The organism is Peribacillus sp. NPDC097198 (assembly GCF_044762055.1).
In the GTDB taxonomy this organism is placed as follows: Bacteria; Bacillota; Bacilli; order Bacillales; family DSM-1321; genus Peribacillus.
Window position 1 is genome coordinate 52,172 of record NZ_JBIWDO010000003.1, and the last position, 15,849, is coordinate 68,020.

Here is a 15,849-nt window from a genome sequence, read left to right on the forward strand (position 1 = left end):
CGCTCCCTTTAGAGGGAGCGTTTTTAAAATGGGAGGACCGAAGCTTTCCCATTAATTTAGGTTAAACTGACTTGGACTGTCTTAAAATTCTCCCTCTTACATATAGATGTAGGGAGGAGGGGTGTACATGCTTTCTAGGTGGTCAGGAATCTTTCAGGTTGCAGCCGTTTATGTAGGTACAGTTGTCGGAGCGGGTTTTGCAACTGGAAAGGAGGTTGTTGAGTTCTTTACCCGTTATGGCTTTTATGGCTTTATCGGGATTTTAATAGCAGGCTATATTTTCATTTTCAGTGGTACGAAGATCATGTTGATTTCCTCAAGGATCAAGGCAGCTTCCTATGAAGAATTCAATCAATTTTTATTTGGGAAGAAATTAGCGGGCGTCATCAATGTTTTTTTCCTTATCATGCTGCTAGGTGTTACAGCGGTCATGATTTCGGGATCAGGTGCCGTTTTCGAGGAACAGCTTGGCATCTCGAAAAACGTTGGGAGCTGGACAACGGCCCTTCTGGCTTCATTGGTTTTGATGCTAGGAATGCGTGGGCTTTTTACAGTGAATTCTTTTGTTGTTCCCATCATGATTCTATTTAGCTTGATTCTGTTCTTCTCGACTTTAGGCACGGGTGAATTTTTATCTTCTCTAACGCAATTCCCAGAAGAACGGATCAGCTTGAAGATGATATTCTCCCCGTTTGCCTATACCGCTTTTAACCTGGCTTTAGCGCAGGCGGTGCTTGTTCCGGTGGCGTTTGAGGTTAAGGATGAAAGGATTATAAAGCAAGGTGCTATTTTGGGTGGGGTATTCCTTACGATTATTCTACTCACTGGGCATTTATCACTTATGACCCTTCCGGATGTGATGAGCTATGAAATTCCATCGGCGGTCCTTATGAAAATGGTGGGCGGTCATTTACATTGGATGTTCATCTTGGTGATATACGGCGAAATCTTCACTTCAGTCATCGGAAATATTTACGGATTGCAGAGGCAAATCAGCAACTATATTAAAGTGCCTGGCATATTCATCATCGCCTTCAGCTTTATTGTGGCGTTGATTATCGGCACGTACGGATATGGAAGACTCCTGGGTTATCTCTATCCGGTATTTGGATACATAAGTTTACTGTTTTTAATCCTCGTCTGGAAAAGTGATGCAGGCAAAAAAATTTAAAACGAGGGAAAGGGCTTACGTGCCCTTTCCCTCGTTTTGATATCAGGATTCTTTCAGGATTGTTTTAGCCATCTCTAGAAAGGCATCCCGGTAATCTTTGTCCTTCTTTGTAAACATGGTTAAGCGGACAGGGGACTTCTCATCTTTGAGTAAGACAGAAGTAACCACATCATCGCCGTTCACGACTTCATAGCCGGAACCATTATCTATGTTAAGTGCCGGGTCCTCTATCTTCTCTGAAATGCTTTTCAGTTGGGTTTGGACATTTTCCTCTACTTCGTCCCATTTGACATCGCCCGTTAATAATTCAATCCTCATGGATACAGAGTCGTCATCGGTCAGGAAAAGGACATCCTTTCCAGGCTCCTCGGCAGTCAACTCGAACTGTTGTAAGACGTATAGGCTGAATGGTTGATTATCACTATTTTTCAGGAAGGCTGTTTCTTCTTTTGCTTCACCATTACTTGTATATTGCAAATTCTGTTCCATAAGCCTAACCTTTTTTGTCCCTTCAGAACTATCAGTAGCTCCATTTGTTGAGCCTGCTGTATTCTCTTCTTTTACCGTATCTTCTTGTGGTTCAGCCGTCTTGTCGTCCGTGGTTGTCCCACATCCGCTCAGCAATAGGGCCGCCATTGTCGCTCCGCCTAAATATTGCGTCCATTTTTTCATCGTTTTCCCTCAACTTTCTGTTGAATTTCTCATATGTGTAGAAAGGCATGACCTATCGACGCTCTGGAGAGAATCATCCCTTTTATATATAGACGAATGAAAAAGAAAAAAGTTACAAATAATATCATGGTAACCAAATGAACCATAAAGTTCCTGCATAGGAAAACGGAATGGTCAAAAACCATTCCGTCGTTCAGTACCTTCATCCGATGATCTTATAATTTTTATGATTGACAACTGTCTTCTGTTCAAGCTCCAAGTCAAGGTAATTTTCCATATACGTGACGTCCACGATTACAGAGTTCTCATTCACTTTCTCGACGATTCCTTGTAAGCCTTCTCTAAATTCAATGATATTTCCAACTTCCGCTTTCTTCATGGTAATCATCCTTTCCCATCTCGTTTTCAATGATAATCAGTAACTATGAATAAATGGATTATTCGAACACCTTGCTGTTTAGATTTTGACCTGGGAAGTGCAAGTAAAAAGATATAGAGTAGTTATAATGACTGGTTAGAAAGTACAGGTATGTGTTTTTTACATATTATGGAAATCAATATAAGCACACTTACTCTTACTTGTATGAGTCTGGATGATACTTATGTACGAAAAATACCAATCAATTTACAATGTGATATTTTACTTTACAGTTTGCACTATTTTTATGTATTCGTAAAGAATAATATAGTCAAGAGACCACAAAAAGTTCTGATTGATAATAAGCGTTAAGGTTATGTTAAAATAGAAACGGAATTTCTCCTATACAGGTAAGGAACAGAAACAACTAATAAGGAGGAAATAGAATGGATTCCGAAGAAGCAAAACTAGTCCTGAATAAACTGGCTAATCGGGAAATGGAAGAGTTCAGGATCAATAAGGAAGAATTTTTGAGTTTTCGTGAAGTGCTTGTTCAAAGAGCGGATTTCAAACATTTCCGAGGAAATGCCCAACATAATGGGGAAGTCATTTATACGTATTTAGAGGAAGCAAGAAGTTAAAATAGGAAAAGGACGGTTCGAATCGATGAACCGTCCTTTTCCTATTTTTTTATGGAATATCCATCTCCTTCCTCAATTTAAGAAGGGTGGTTTTTCGCCATGATTTCACGGCTGCAATCGAGACATTGAATGTATTGGCGATTTCATTTTGATTTTTATTTCCGATGAAAGTAAAGATGAGCCAGCGTTGCTGGTTCAATGTCAAGTTTTCTGTGTAGGCTAAGAGGTTCTCTGTCACGAGGGCCTCTGTGTGCATAGAAAAGGGATCTTCTATTTCAAGAACCGCTGCGTCAACTGGCTGGATATGCGTGTCGTATTTATGGAGGCGTTTTAATTCATTGATGATTCTCCCTTTTATGACTGTATATGCGAAGTTGGAGAATTGTCCGTTTGCTTCCTTGTACTTGCCTTGAGCTTCCCATAATGCAATTAATCCAATTTGAAAGAAATCCTCTTTGTTTTTATAAATGGATAGTGAGCGGATAACATGATGAATCATCGGAGTGAATTGTTCTGATAAACTTGTAAAACCGTCCATTTTCTACGCCTTTTTAAAAAGTGCACTTTTCGTATATTCCCGGGTGCTTTCACCTTAAATAATTTCATGGAATATATCGAAATGGAAAAATGCATAAAATAAAGGGGAGAAAATTGAATTTTGCGACGGAAAAACGTAAAAAAGCACCATCCATTATCGATATTTCGAAGTTTTGATTGGGTTAGACAAAATAAATAAAGGCACACCCGGCTTGCCGGGTGCGCCTAATGAAACTATTGATTATTTTTCCGATAGATTTTCAGTTCCTTGATTATCGTTTCTTTCAAACTTTCATTTTCATTCATAATGAAACCGTACATATAAGCGGATCCACTTTTCTTTTTCCAGAGAATTCGTCCACGTAAATCAATCTCGTCTGCATTTATGATGAAAGTTAGCAAAAGCTCGAGGTCCGCTTGCTCCGGAAGGTCAAGATTGGACTGGAACTTGAGCCCTCCGGCACTGATGTCCAGAACGGACATGGCCCCATTTCGGCTTTTATTTTCCAAGTTGTTTACTCTAATGATGCTAAAAAAACCAGAAAGCGGACGATCGAAAATAAAACGAAATGCTTCATCCCTGTTATATTTCACAATATGTCCCCCTGGAAATTCAGTATCTTTTCCGTTTTCTATTTTATCCATTTACAAGAATGAACGGATGGATACGTGTATGACCTTAACTCTGTGATTTCCGGAAGCCGGCCTTCACTGCATCCTGTTCTGTACAAAACATTTCTTCTTCTTTTGTTATATCATAGTATTGTCCACTTGGTATGTGGTAGATCTTATCACCTTTTGAATTGATATTTCCTTTAATGTTCGGATTGGAGCACGATGATTTTTCGGTGGTTTTTTCTGTTGTTCCTTTATCCGTTTTCGAATCATCGAATCCTTTCGAAGTGGCATAGTTTTCAATCGACCAAATGCCGATTTCCTCTTTTTGAGCTTGTTTCTGGATGGCTTCCAGTTCGTCAAGATATTTTGTATTGGGTGCATATACGTATGCGACCCGTGCGAGCCCTTTTTCTAGCAGAAGTTTATTTACCATTTTTCCATCTACATAAAAATAGGCCAGCAGACGCCCATATTTGTCTCGTTCACCGATTCCTGTCTCCACTTCCACCTCCGAACCGGCAGGCATTAGCTCTTTTGAAAACTTGCTAGCTTCAGGACCAAAGGGTTGTACGGGCTTGGAAGGATGGACGGTTTCAGGGGTATCGATTAAAAGAAGCCTGACCGTTTCTTCCTTTCCATTAGACGTCTTAATTTTCACCGTGTCGCCATCGACCACGCGAACTATTTGAGCTGTGAAGGTTTTTCCTTTTGATTCATTGGAGACTTGGTCTGTAGAAAGGGAGTTTTCCTTGGTGGAAGTATTCGTTTCTTCTGTGGACTTTTCTTCTGACAAATCGTCGGTTATTTCCTGGCAACCTGTTAATGTAAACGCACATAACGAAATCAGTAAAAATACATATTTAAAAAAAGTACTATATGTCGGTGTAGTCACCATAAATCCTCCATTCAAGTTGTTTTCCATGGTGTCATGGATAAGTAAGGGTCGCAAATAATACTACCTTATAAAATGATGAAAGAAAATGAAAAATATTCTATTTTCACCATATCCACTGTCCTCTCTGATGGTTTATTCTTATTAAGAAATCGTGAAGCAAGAAAGGTAGGAACCGGAAATATGTTCAGGTTAGAAAACATAACGTTTAAAGGGATTCTAAATATTGACCATCTTGAAATCCCGGCAAGGAAAATAACTTGTTTGACTGGGGAGAGCGGAGCTGGGAAAACGTCACTGCTTAGACTATTAAATAGAATGAATGAGCCGGACACCGGGTCGATTTTTTATCAAGAGCAACTCCTTGGAACATTTAACCCGATAGAGCTCCGTCGCCAAGTTACGATGCTATCTCAAACAGCACTCACCTTACCTGGAACCATTGAAGAAAACCTCCAATTTGGATTAGAGTTGACCGAAAGAGAAAAGGAATCAAAGGACGAGCTACTAAACGTACTTGAAACGGTATTGTTAAAGAAGCCATTATCAGCTGATGTAGAGAAATTGTCGGGTGGGGAGAAGCAAAGGTTGGCATTGGCAAGATTGCTTCTATTAAAGCCTGACGTATATTTATTGGATGAGCCAACATCCGCTCTTGATGAAGAGTCAGAGTTGGATGTCATGAACCGGTTTTTAACTAAAGTGAAACAGGAAATGGGAACCGTGGTCATGATTACTCATTCCAGGCAACTTGTGGATGAATATGCTGAGGAAAGGATCGTTCTTAAAAAGTCAAAGGAGGGGGACTATTAATGGAGAGTAGTGGGATAATAAATATTGAGCTTTGGCGTTTATGTGCGGCCTATGTATTCGTGGTTCTCCTGCTTATCATTGTAAAATGGCGAGGGATATCGAGGGAAAAACAAATTTTGCTCGCTACAGTACGCATGACGGTCCAACTTATTCTTGCAGGGTATGTATTGACGTATATATTCGAGAATCCCCATCCCTTGCTTTCAATAGGATTTTTATGTTTGATAGCCTGGTTCTCTATCCGAAATATTTTTAAACAAATATCCTTTACGCTCAGCAAGAAAATCAAACGAATGGTCATTTTGAGTATGCTCACAGGTCCGATAGCCGCTTTGCTTTATTTTAACTTGGTCGTCATCCATTTCACGCCATGGTATGAACCACGTTACTTTATCCCGATTGCTGGTATGATTGTGGGGAATGCGATGACCGGCGTTACGTTAGCTTTAAAGAACCTGCACGACGGCATCACAAGTAACCGCGATAAGGTGGAGGCGATGTTGATGCTTGGCGCCACGCCGCAGAAAGCCGTCAAAAAATATGTGGATGCCGCTTTCGATTCGGCAGTGCTGCCGACTTTGAATAATATGTTGGGTATGGGGATCATTTTCCTTCCGGGAATGATGACTGGGCAAATTCTATCGGGAATCAGTCCGCTCATCGCCATAGAATATCAAATTGCCATACTTATTGGGATTCTTGGTAGTGTCTCCATAACGGTCATCCTCTTTATCTTACTGAGTTTTAAGGCGTTTTTCACAAAGTCTGCACAACTGTCCATCTAAAACTTTTTAAAGGAAATAAATTAATTGTTGCAGTTTTATCCTAATTTTTGTACGATTCTTTAGAAACAGGATAGTTATGGTTTGTTTGTTGAGAATGATAATGATATTCTGAAAAGGAAATCGTAGATTTTCGTATCTTTCTTAAATGAATAGGGAAAAACCTTACATATCCTATTCTTGTTAGTTTATTTTATATTAAAGGAGAATGATTTATATGGTAGAAAAAACGTTTACAGTAACTGCAGAAACAGGAATTCATGCTCGTCCCGCTACATTGCTTGTACAAGCAGCTGGTAAATTTGATTCAGAAATTAACCTTGCATATAAAGAGAAAAAAGTGAATCTTAAATCCATTATGGGTGTTATGTCTCTTGGAATCGGTAAAGGTGCAGAAATCACGATTACTGCAGAAGGCAGCGATGAAAATGATGCTCTAAAAACACTTTCTGACACATTGAGCAGAGAAGGTTTGGCAGAATAATGTCCACGCTGATAAGTGGAATCGCAGCGTCAAGCGGCATAGCCATCGCGAAAGCCTATCGTCTTATCGAACCGGAATTGTCGGTTGAAAAAAGGAGTATTGAGGATGTTGAGGCTGAAGTAATCCGTTTCAAGGAAGCCATCCAAAAATCTACTTCAGAATTGGAAATCATCAGGAACAAGGCCGAGCAGGATTTGGGGGCCGATAAGGCAGCCATTTTTGATGCCCATTTACTAGTACTTTCCGATCCGGAACTTTTGAACCCTGTTCAGGATAAAATCAAGTCCGAAAACATAAATGCTGAATCTTCTTTACATGAAGTTGCAAGCATGTTCATTACGATGTTTGAACAAATGGATAATGAGTACATGAAGGAAAGAGCCGCTGATATCCGTGATGTAACAAAACGTGTCCTATCTCATCTTTTGGGTATACATATTCCGAATCCAAGCATGATTGCAGAAGAAGTGATCATCATTGCCGAGGATTTGACGCCTTCTGATACGGCCCAGTTAAATCCGATGTATGTTAAAGGGTTCACGACTGATATCGGTGGCAGAACATCACATTCAGCCATTATGGCTCGTTCATTAGAGATTCCGGCAGTTGTAGGAACTAAAACGGTGACCGCTTCCATCGAAAATGGGGACTTGGTCATCATAGACGGGCTTAATGGCGAAGTGCATATTAACCCGACCCCTGAACTTGTGCAACAGTACGAGGAAATGCAGAAAAAATATGCCTTGCAGAAGGCTGAATGGGCAAAGTTGGTCCATGAACAAACGGTTACAAAAGATGGGCACCAAGTAGAGCTGGCAGCCAATATTGGGACACCAAAGGATTTAGATGGTGTTCACAAAAATGGTGGGGAAGGAATCGGTTTGTACCGGACAGAATTCCTCTACATGGGAAGAAATGAAATGCCTAGTGAAGAAGAGCAGTTTGAAGCCTATAAGACGGTGCTGGAAGGGATGGCCGGAAAGTCGGTTGTCGTCAGAACACTTGATATAGGCGGGGACAAAGAGTTACCCTACTTGCAGTTACCTAAGGAAATGAACCCATTCCTTGGCTATCGGGCAATTCGTTTATGCTTAAATGAGCAAGAAATTTTCCGTATCCAGTTACGGGCGTTGCTACGGGCAAGCATATACGGAAACTTGAAAATCATGTTCCCAATGATTGCGACCTTAACGGAATTCCGCGAAGCCAAAGCTGTGTTGGAAGAAGTGCGGCAGGAATTACTTGAAAAGGATATCCCGGTGGCAGAAAAGATTGAAATCGGCATCATGGTTGAGATTCCTTCCACTGCGGTCATGGCAGATATTTTTGCCAAAGAGGTCGATTTCTTCAGCATTGGTACGAATGACTTGATTCAATATACAATGGCAGCGGACCGGATGAATGAGAGAGTCTCGTATTTATATCAACCATATAACCCGGCAATATTACGACTTGTTAAAATGGTAATTGATGCTGCCCATAAAGAAGGAAAATGGGCAGGAATGTGCGGCGAGATGGCGGGAGATGAAGTGGCTGTCCCTATTTTAATTGGGTTGGGCCTTGATGAATTCTCGATGAGTGCCACCTCTATCTTAAAAGCTCGATCTCTAATCAGGAAACTTTCACTTGAAGAAATGAAAAAACTATCACAAGATGTCTTGGTGATGGATACAAACGAACAAGTGAAAGAAGCTGTACTTGAAAAAGTGAATAAATAGCATGACAAACGGCGCTTTCGTCCAATGAAACTTCAATGGATGAAAGCACCGTGTTTATTTTTTTGAAATCTTCCAAAAGATGTTTAACAACGTTATACATGGGTAAATAAAGGACAAGCACAGTTGTTTAGCTCGATATGAGCAACTGACATTCTCATTTCCCCCTTTTAAAGCCGGCTGGGTTTTCCAGCCGGCGATTTTTTTTGGGGGGATAGGATAAAACTCTCCGGGGAATTGGGATATTGATAATTCAGATTTTTCACTTTATACAATAAAGGATATAATAAAATCATGTTTGGTATTTTTTATGAAAAAGGGGGAAGTACAGTGGATTTATATTTACAAAAGAAAAATGCTTTAATTCTGGCCTCGAGCCAAGGGTTGGGAAAAGCAATAGCGGAAGAGCTTGTTAAAGAAGGTGCCAACGTCATGCTCGCTGCGAGAAGTGAAGAAAAATTGGTGGCAGTTCAAAAGGAATTATCAAAGATCGGCAAGGGGAAAGTGTCGTATAAAGTGACGGATATTACAAAACCTGATGATATTAAGTCGTTGGTGGAGAAAGTGGCTGAAGAATTTGGCGGGCTAGATATCCTTATCAATAATGCCGGAGGTCCTCCAGGGGGGACATTTAATGATTTTAGTGATGCAGACTGGCAACATTCATTTGAACTGAATTTATTGAGCTTTATCCGAACCATTCGTGAAAGCTTACCGCTTCTAAAAAAACAAGGCGGCAAGATCGTTAACATTGCATCGTCTTCTATTAAAGAGCCAATACCTGGCCTATTGCTATCGAATACTTTCCGCACGGCAATCGTGGGATTGGCGAAAACATTGGCTACTGAGCTAGCACCAGACAAGATATTGATCAATACGGTTGGACCGGGTCGAATCTCAACCGAGCGCATTCAACATCTGGATCAATTCAATGCCGAGAAACAGGGTGTCTCAACTGCAGATATCACAGGGAAAGCCCTTAGTAACATCCCGCTTGGGCGTTATGGCGAACCAGAGGAATTTGCGAAGTTCGTAACCTTCCTCGTTTCTGGGGCCAATACATATTTAACCGGCCAATCTTATTTGGTAGATGGAGGGATGGTTAAATCCATCTAGTTTGCATTAATTCACAGATGATTCGAAGGGAGAATGAACATGAAAGAGAAAAACACAGTAATCGGATTTATTGGTACAGGGGTTATGGGAAAGAGTATGGCGGGAAACTTGCTTAAAGCAGGTTACAAGGTACATGTTTATACCAGGTCCAAGGAAAAGGCAGAAGAGTTGATTGGTAAGGGGGCAAAGTGGGCAGCAACACCTAGGGAGATTGCCCAACAAACGAATGTGATCATTTCCATGGTCGGGTATCCGAGTGATGTCGAGGAAATTTATCTGGGGGAACAGGGACTTATTGAATGTGCAAAAGAAGGGACACTTTTAATAGATATGACAACCTCCACACCCTCCTTGGCCATGAAGATAGCGGGAGAAGCACGGAAAAAGGGGCTGGAAGCTCTTGATGCCCCAGTTTCCGGAGGAGATGTGGGTGCCCGTGATGGCAATCTAACCATCATGGTGGGCGGAGATCCTGCTGCATTTGAAACAGTACGCCCAATTCTTGAGTGCATGGGAAGCAATATTGTTCATCAAGGCCCTGAGGGTTCAGGTCAGCATACGAAAATGTGCAACCAAATAGCGATTGCCTCCAACATGATCGGGGTTACGGAAGCCATCTCATACGCTACAAGGGCAGGGCTTGATCCGGAAAAAGTCCTCCAAAGCATTTCCTCGGGCTCTGCCGGCAGTTGGTCCCTATCCAATCTTGTCCCACGAATGGTCAAAGGTGATTTTGAACCAGGGTTTTATATCAAGCATTTTATTAAAGATATGAAAATTGCACTTGATGAAGTGGAGAAAATGGGGTGGGATGCGCCTGGATTAACTTTGAGCAAATCTCTGTATGATGGGCTTGCAGAGGCTGGTGAGGAGAACAGCGGCACCCAGGCTTTATATAAACACTATAATTAAAAGTGCTATCCGCTCCTTTTTTGAATAAGCTGTAAGCGACAGCCTTTACAAAAAGGAGAGATACGTATGGGTGACTTTGACGATATCCACATGAAGTTCCAGGAACTTGAAGATGGCATATATATTGTCCGAATCGAGGGGTATAAACGGGAAAAAACGATTCACCAAACAAAGCCCATTCGTTGGGAATTGAAATTGATGAATGAGAGCCCCTTGATCTTACCGGTGAAATTCAGTCATATCGAGACCGATGCTGGTTTTCAAATATTAATGAGGGAGTTAAAAAACCTAGGGCATTCGAAACCGCGAAACGCCAGGGAATTTGAAGAGGTGATGACGGATCTATTGGGTTCAATAGTCGAGGTCAGCCTTACGACAACCAATAAGGAAGAAGGCTATCGCGAAGTGCGATTCTTACGAAGGTTGTATTAATATTGCCATACTCTCTTTTTTACAAAGAAAATGGCCTCAACGGTTCCTACTGTTGATGGCCATTTTTTTGTGCATACTATATTCACAGTTATTTTAAAAAGGCTGCGATACGATCCAATCCTTCTTTAAGTGTTTCCATGGAATAGGCATAGGAAATCCGGAAGTATCCTTCCCCCAGTGGCGAGAAGGCATCTCCAGGAACGACAGCTACCTTTTCCTGTTTTACTAGTTCCAGGCAGAACTCCAAGGAGGATGGGTAGCCTTCAGGCAGTTTTACGAAAAAGTAAAAGGCACCATCCGGTTTGACCACATCCAGATCCATTGCTTGTAATCGGTTGTACACGTAGTCCCTCCTACTAGCATATTCCGTTTTCATGGACATGCTATCGTCTTTTCCAACTGTTAACGCAGCTAAGGCAGCACGTTGCGAGATGGAGGAGGCACAAGTTACGTTATACTGATGGACCTTTAACAAATGTTTAGAAATCGACTCGGGAGCAAATAACAGACCAATCCTCCAACCAGTCATTGAATGGGATTTTGATAAACCATTTAACACAATGGTTTGTTCCCTTAAAAAAGTGGCGATTGAAACATGATCCTGGTCAAAAACCAACTCGCTATATATTTCATCGGCTAAAATGAAAATATCCTTGCCACGCACGAGCTCTGCGATGTCCTGTAGCTCTTCTGCCGTTAGTGTGACCCCGGTTGGATTTGAAGGGTAAGGCAAAACGATGCAACGGGTTTTTTCGGTTATGTATGCTTTTAGGATATCAGCGGTCAAACGAAAACCGTTCTTAGTCGTGTCAGCGTAAACAGGCTCGGCCCCGCTCATTTTAATGATCGGCTCGTAGCCTGGATAGACAGGGCCTGGGAGGATCACTTCATTTCCAGGGGTGAGGATGGTCCGAAATGTAATGTCGATTCCTTCGCTTGCTCCCGAAGTGACGATGACTTCATTGACTGGATTGTATGAAAGCTGGTATTTATCTTTTACATAAGCGCTCGCGGCTTCCCTTAATTCCAAATATCCGGCATTATGGGTGTAAACCGTATAATCATCATCAATCGCCTGTTTTGCGGCTTCCTTAATATGTCGCGGTGTAGGGAAGTCGGGCTGACCTATCGTTAAAGAAATGGTCCCTTTAATATCGGCTACTAGATTATAGAATTTTCGGATTCCAGATATTTGAACCTCTTTTACAAGCGGGTTTACTAAATGTTCCATTTGAATATCCTCCTTGTTCTTATCAGTTTGTGAATGGTTATATGAATGTATCAAATCCATTCTATTTTATCATTTTGTAAGGGGAGAGGAAAAAATACTTTTTGTGATTAATGTATTGAAGGTATAATGAAGTTCAAGATCAAGAAAATTTTGAGGATTGATATAAATGATTAGAACCTGTGCCATAACAAAAGAAAAAGAGGTCATTTTTGATTTAGAGCTAAAAAAATTAGGTGATGATTATATTGAATGGTATTGGGTGGATTTTTCAAAACCTACTGTAGAGGAAATAAAGGTGCTATCGAGCCATTTCCACTTTCACCATTTAGCCATCGAAGATTGCCTTGATGACTATAACCAGCGGCCAAAAATGGATTTTTATGAAGGCTATCAATTCCTCGTGATACATGCCATAAGGCAGAAAATCTTCAAGGCTGTCGAATTGGGTCTTTTTATCGGGGAAAAATGGTTAGTCACATTTCATAAGGAAGAACTCCAGGAACTAGAAGAGGTTTGGAGGGAAATCCCTGAGTTGGAAACCTTAAAGCAAGGGCCGTTCTTCTTGATGCATAGACTGATTGACCGGGTCGTCGATGAATTCTTTCCTCCTGTTTATAAAATGGAAAGCGAGCTTAACAGTATCGAGGATAACACGGAGAATGAAACGATATCGGAATTGATGAATCAGCTATTCGATTTGAGAACGGATTTGTCGAAGCTTCGTCGTACAATCCTGCCCATGCGTGACTTATTGTATCGGATGATTACTTCTGATAGGTTGAACTATTTAAAGGATCAGCATCTATATTTTCATGATGTATATGATCATCTTATTAAACTAACGGAGATGCTTGAATCCTATCGGGATTTTTCTTCAGATATTCGCGATAGTTATCTATCGGTCAATTCGAATAATATGAATTCTACGATGATGACTTTGACTGTCATTACGACCATTTTCATGCCACTCACTTTCATAGTGGGCGTGTATGGTATGAACTTTAAGTATATGCCTGAATTGAATTGGCACTATGGCTATTATGTAATCCTTGGGATGATGGGTGGCATTGCTTTTATGATGTTTTTATATTTCGTCAAAAAAGGCTGGTTGGAAATAGGTAAAAAGTCTCGTAATAGGTAAAATCGATTAAGCGATCTGCCATATTGATGGAACAATGATAAAAGTCTTTGTTATAATGGATAGGTTATCATTAATTTCCAAAAATGTGAAAGGGAGGTAGTTTATTATGGAAAGATTAGTAGAGGTTTATCCAGATGAAGGAAGAGAGTATGCAGGTTTTTGGATACGATTTGGTGCCAATATCATTGATGGAATCATAATCGGTATCCCCACAGGAATCCTGATGACCATCGTGAATCTAATTTGGCTCGGCAGCATGTCAAGCGTTCAGGAAGACATGCTTGATCCCAATTATGAGCCGGGAGGCGGAGAAATCTTGGCCTTCATGGGCGGGACTTTCATCACCTTATTTTTAGCTATACTTATTAGCTTTCTATATTATACTCTATTACACTCTTCGAAATGGCAGGGGACTGTCGGGAAAAAACTGCTTAATATTAAAGTGGTGGATTTAAATGGAAATCGTATCGGTTTCGGCAAGGCTGCGGGCCGCTATTTCGCTACGATTATTTCAGGAGTCATCCTTTATATCGGCTATATCATGGCCGGGTTCACGGAAAAGAAACAAGCGCTCCACGATATGATAGTCGGAACGCTTGTCGTAAAAAAGTAAATGAATCAAAGTAGGGAGGCTCAAAGGTGGGCCTTCTTTTTTTCGTGTGCCTCGGTAATTCATTTTCACAATATTATTTTTTGCCCAGGATTCTAAACAATCGGCGTAAATAACCGAATTATTAGGTAGAAGTCATTTATCTATAAGGTATAGGTCTTTTTTGCTAAAATGTATTATTTTTCAATCTAGAAAAGTAGTATATTGAATAAATAAATGATAGATGTAAGGGAAGGGCGAGATAAATAAATGGAAGCCAATAAAGGAATATTACTTGAAAGCGGTACGAATGAACTTGAAATCGTCGAATTCGGGATTGGAAAGAATAAATTCGGCATAAATGTAATTAAAGTGAAGGAAATCATAAATCCTGTACATATTACCCTTGTGCCTCACTCCCATCCGAATGTGGAGGGGATCATTGAGCTTCGTGGTGAAGTGCTTCCTGTCGTTAATGTAGCTGATGCCTTAGGGTTTCCTGCATCGGAAAATCCAGAACAGGATAAATTCATAGTCGCTGAATTCAATCAGCAAAAAGTCGTCTTCCATGTCCATACGGTGACACAGATCCATCGTATCTCATGGACACAAATCGAAAAGCCTTCGGATATGTATCAAGGCTTGGAAAGCCAGATTATCGGCGTTATCAAACTAAACAGTGAAATGATATTATTGCTGGATTTTGAGAAAATCGTCGTCGAAATCAATCCTGAGTCAGGAATCAATGTTCAGCAGGTTAGAAAACTTGGTCAACGTCAAAATTCCGAAAAGAGAATCTTGATTGCTGAGGACTCGCCATTACTGCGTAAGTTGCTGTTCGATACATTGACTGAAGCCGGATTTAAGCAATTGGAGTTCTACGAAAATGGTCAGGATGCCATCAATTATTTGGAAGGGCTCGTAGAAGCCGGCAAAACGATTGTGGAGGAAATCCAACTGGTGATTACGGATATTGAGATGCCTCAAATGGACGGGCATCATCTTACTAGAAGAATTAAGGAGAATGGCAAACTCGCTGAATTGCCGGTCATTATATTTTCATCGTTGATTACAGATAGCCTACGCCATAAAGGGCAGGTAGTCGGTGCGGATGCACAGATCAGCAAACCGGAGATTGCGGAACTGATAAGATTGATCGATCAATTTGTTTTATAACCTATGAAAATGGGACGAGGATATTAGATCCTCGTCCCGTTTTTTTCTTTTAATACTTTGAACCTTTTCCTAAAAAAGAAGAGGGGAATGGATTATGAAAGGGCTGTTTAACTTGACTCCGTCCATATGACTTTTTTTCGGCCTTTACAGGGCTGGTTTGTTTTTCGCCAGCTTGTCCAACGTAAGTTTGTAAAATTTGCTTTGCTTTTGATAGTGACAAGGCAGCTTTAGGATTTCGTATGGACGCTGCGCGACTGCCGAGATGGGGGAGGGTTTTTAAGTCTTCCTTCGTAGGCGGTAGGTGAAAGACGTATGATCCACATTCAACAATGACATCGGATTGTTGCGCGGCAAAGCGAGGGTTGTCAGAAAAATGGAGTCCCATCTTCTTCGCTTTTCCTTCTTGCATGAGCTTATTTAATGCGAGCTTCTTTAGATTGTACAGATTTTTAGGCTCCAATGCAGTCTTAGCATGTTTATTTACTATAAACACGGCTTGGGCAAGGGAGTTTATCGAAAACTCATCCATTTCAGAATGTCCTTTCGTTTGATTCATAGTAGAAACTCCT

At 40.8% G+C, this 15,849-nt stretch carries 19 protein-coding genes; 12 read left to right on the forward strand and 7 right to left on the reverse strand.

Annotated features, from left to right (window positions below; genetic code table 11):
* Positions 1-127: 127 nt before the first annotated feature.
* A complete protein-coding gene (locus tag ACIQXQ_RS05695) occupies positions 128-1,171 on the forward strand; it encodes a YkvI family membrane protein (RefSeq protein ID WP_402956094.1) in 1,044 nt (347 codons plus the stop codon).
* Positions 1,172-1,213: 42 nt separating this feature from the next.
* Here ACIQXQ_RS05695 and ACIQXQ_RS05700 read toward each other — a convergent pair whose 3' ends face one another.
* Positions 1,214-1,843, reverse strand: a complete 630-nt coding sequence (locus tag ACIQXQ_RS05700; protein WP_402867975.1) for a hypothetical protein — start codon at positions 1,841-1,843, stop codon at positions 1,214-1,216.
* A 202-nt stretch (positions 1,844-2,045) separates the two neighbouring features.
* Positions 2,046-2,222 (reverse strand): YkvS family protein, encoded by a 177-nt coding sequence (locus ACIQXQ_RS05705; RefSeq protein WP_402867977.1) that lies wholly within the window; start codon positions 2,220-2,222, stop codon positions 2,046-2,048.
* Positions 2,223-2,647: 425 nt separating this feature from the next.
* Here ACIQXQ_RS05705 and ACIQXQ_RS05710 point away from each other — a divergent pair, with 425 nt between their 5' ends.
* On the forward strand, positions 2,648-2,842 hold the full coding sequence (locus ACIQXQ_RS05710) for an abortive phage infection protein (RefSeq protein ID WP_402867979.1): 195 nt from the start codon (positions 2,648-2,650) through the stop codon (positions 2,840-2,842).
* 49 nt (positions 2,843-2,891) lie between these two features.
* Here ACIQXQ_RS05710 and ACIQXQ_RS05715 read toward each other — a convergent pair whose 3' ends face one another.
* From ACIQXQ_RS05715 to ACIQXQ_RS05725, 3 genes are all read right to left on the reverse strand, one after another.
* The gene (locus tag ACIQXQ_RS05715) at positions 2,892-3,380 is read right to left on the reverse strand and encodes a sigma-70 family RNA polymerase sigma factor (RefSeq protein ID WP_402867981.1); all 489 of its coding nucleotides are present in this window, start codon (positions 3,378-3,380) and stop codon (positions 2,892-2,894) included.
* A 233-nt stretch (positions 3,381-3,613) separates the two neighbouring features.
* On the reverse strand, positions 3,614-3,973 hold the full coding sequence (locus ACIQXQ_RS05720; RefSeq protein WP_402956096.1) for a PilZ domain-containing protein: 360 nt from the start codon (positions 3,971-3,973) through the stop codon (positions 3,614-3,616).
* Positions 3,974-4,058: 85 nt separating this feature from the next.
* On the reverse strand, positions 4,059-4,889 hold the full coding sequence (locus tag ACIQXQ_RS05725) for a thermonuclease family protein (protein WP_402956099.1): 831 nt from the start codon (positions 4,887-4,889) through the stop codon (positions 4,059-4,061).
* A 183-nt stretch (positions 4,890-5,072) separates the two neighbouring features.
* On the opposite strand from ACIQXQ_RS05725, the gene ACIQXQ_RS05730 reads away from it, so the two are divergent.
* From ACIQXQ_RS05730 to ACIQXQ_RS05760, 7 genes are all read left to right on the forward strand, one after another.
* Entirely contained in the window at positions 5,073-5,702 is a 630-nt protein-coding gene (locus ACIQXQ_RS05730; protein ID WP_402956101.1) for an ABC transporter ATP-binding protein, read from the forward strand.
* Entirely contained in the window at positions 5,702-6,487 is a 786-nt protein-coding gene (locus ACIQXQ_RS05735) for an ABC transporter permease (RefSeq protein WP_402956104.1), read from the forward strand. The genes ACIQXQ_RS05730 and ACIQXQ_RS05735 overlap by 1 nt, the downstream gene beginning before the upstream one ends.
* A gap of 214 nt (positions 6,488-6,701) precedes the next feature.
* Positions 6,702-6,968, forward strand: coding sequence for a phosphocarrier protein HPr (locus ACIQXQ_RS05740; protein ID WP_402867991.1), 267 nt, complete (start codon positions 6,702-6,704; stop codon positions 6,966-6,968).
* Complete coding sequence (gene ptsP / locus ACIQXQ_RS05745) at positions 6,968-8,686, forward strand: phosphoenolpyruvate--protein phosphotransferase (RefSeq protein WP_402956106.1); 1,719 nt, start codon at positions 6,968-6,970, stop codon at positions 8,684-8,686. The genes ACIQXQ_RS05740 and ptsP overlap by 1 nt, the downstream gene beginning before the upstream one ends.
* 327 nt (positions 8,687-9,013) lie before the next feature.
* Positions 9,014-9,799: an SDR family oxidoreductase gene (locus ACIQXQ_RS05750; RefSeq protein ID WP_402956108.1), complete on the forward strand. Its 786-nt coding sequence runs from the start codon at positions 9,014-9,016 to the stop codon at positions 9,797-9,799.
* 39 nt (positions 9,800-9,838) lie between these two features.
* Positions 9,839-10,711 carry an NAD(P)-dependent oxidoreductase gene (locus ACIQXQ_RS05755; RefSeq protein WP_402956110.1) on the forward strand — a complete coding sequence of 291 codons (873 nt, stop codon included), beginning with the start codon at positions 9,839-9,841 and terminating at the stop codon, positions 10,709-10,711.
* A 66-nt stretch (positions 10,712-10,777) separates the two neighbouring features.
* Positions 10,778-11,143, forward strand: coding sequence for a hypothetical protein (locus ACIQXQ_RS05760; RefSeq protein WP_402868000.1), 366 nt, complete (start codon positions 10,778-10,780; stop codon positions 11,141-11,143).
* Between the two features lie 88 nt (positions 11,144-11,231).
* On the opposite strand, the gene ACIQXQ_RS05765 is transcribed toward ACIQXQ_RS05760, so the two are convergent.
* Positions 11,232-12,374: an aminotransferase A gene (locus tag ACIQXQ_RS05765; RefSeq protein WP_402956112.1), complete on the reverse strand. Its 1,143-nt coding sequence runs from the start codon at positions 12,372-12,374 to the stop codon at positions 11,232-11,234.
* A gap of 166 nt (positions 12,375-12,540) precedes the next feature.
* On the opposite strand from ACIQXQ_RS05765, the gene corA reads away from it, so the two are divergent.
* The 3 genes from corA (at position 12,541) to ACIQXQ_RS05780 (ending at position 15,280) form a co-directional block, all read left to right on the forward strand.
* Complete coding sequence (corA, locus tag ACIQXQ_RS05770; protein ID WP_402956114.1) at positions 12,541-13,515, forward strand: magnesium/cobalt transporter CorA; 975 nt, start codon at positions 12,541-12,543, stop codon at positions 13,513-13,515.
* A 106-nt stretch (positions 13,516-13,621) separates the two neighbouring features.
* Entirely contained in the window at positions 13,622-14,128 is a 507-nt protein-coding gene (locus ACIQXQ_RS05775) for an RDD family protein (RefSeq protein ID WP_402956116.1), read from the forward strand.
* Positions 14,129-14,374: 246 nt separating this feature from the next.
* Complete coding sequence (locus ACIQXQ_RS05780; RefSeq protein ID WP_402868006.1) at positions 14,375-15,280, forward strand: chemotaxis protein; 906 nt, start codon at positions 14,375-14,377, stop codon at positions 15,278-15,280.
* A gap of 49 nt (positions 15,281-15,329) precedes the next feature.
* Here the strand turns inward: ACIQXQ_RS05780 and ACIQXQ_RS05785 are convergent, their stop codons facing one another.
* Positions 15,330-15,836 carry a YkyB family protein gene (locus ACIQXQ_RS05785; RefSeq protein ID WP_402868007.1) on the reverse strand — a complete coding sequence of 169 codons (507 nt, stop codon included), beginning with the start codon at positions 15,834-15,836 and terminating at the stop codon, positions 15,330-15,332.
* Between the last annotated feature and the right edge of the window lie 13 nt (positions 15,837-15,849).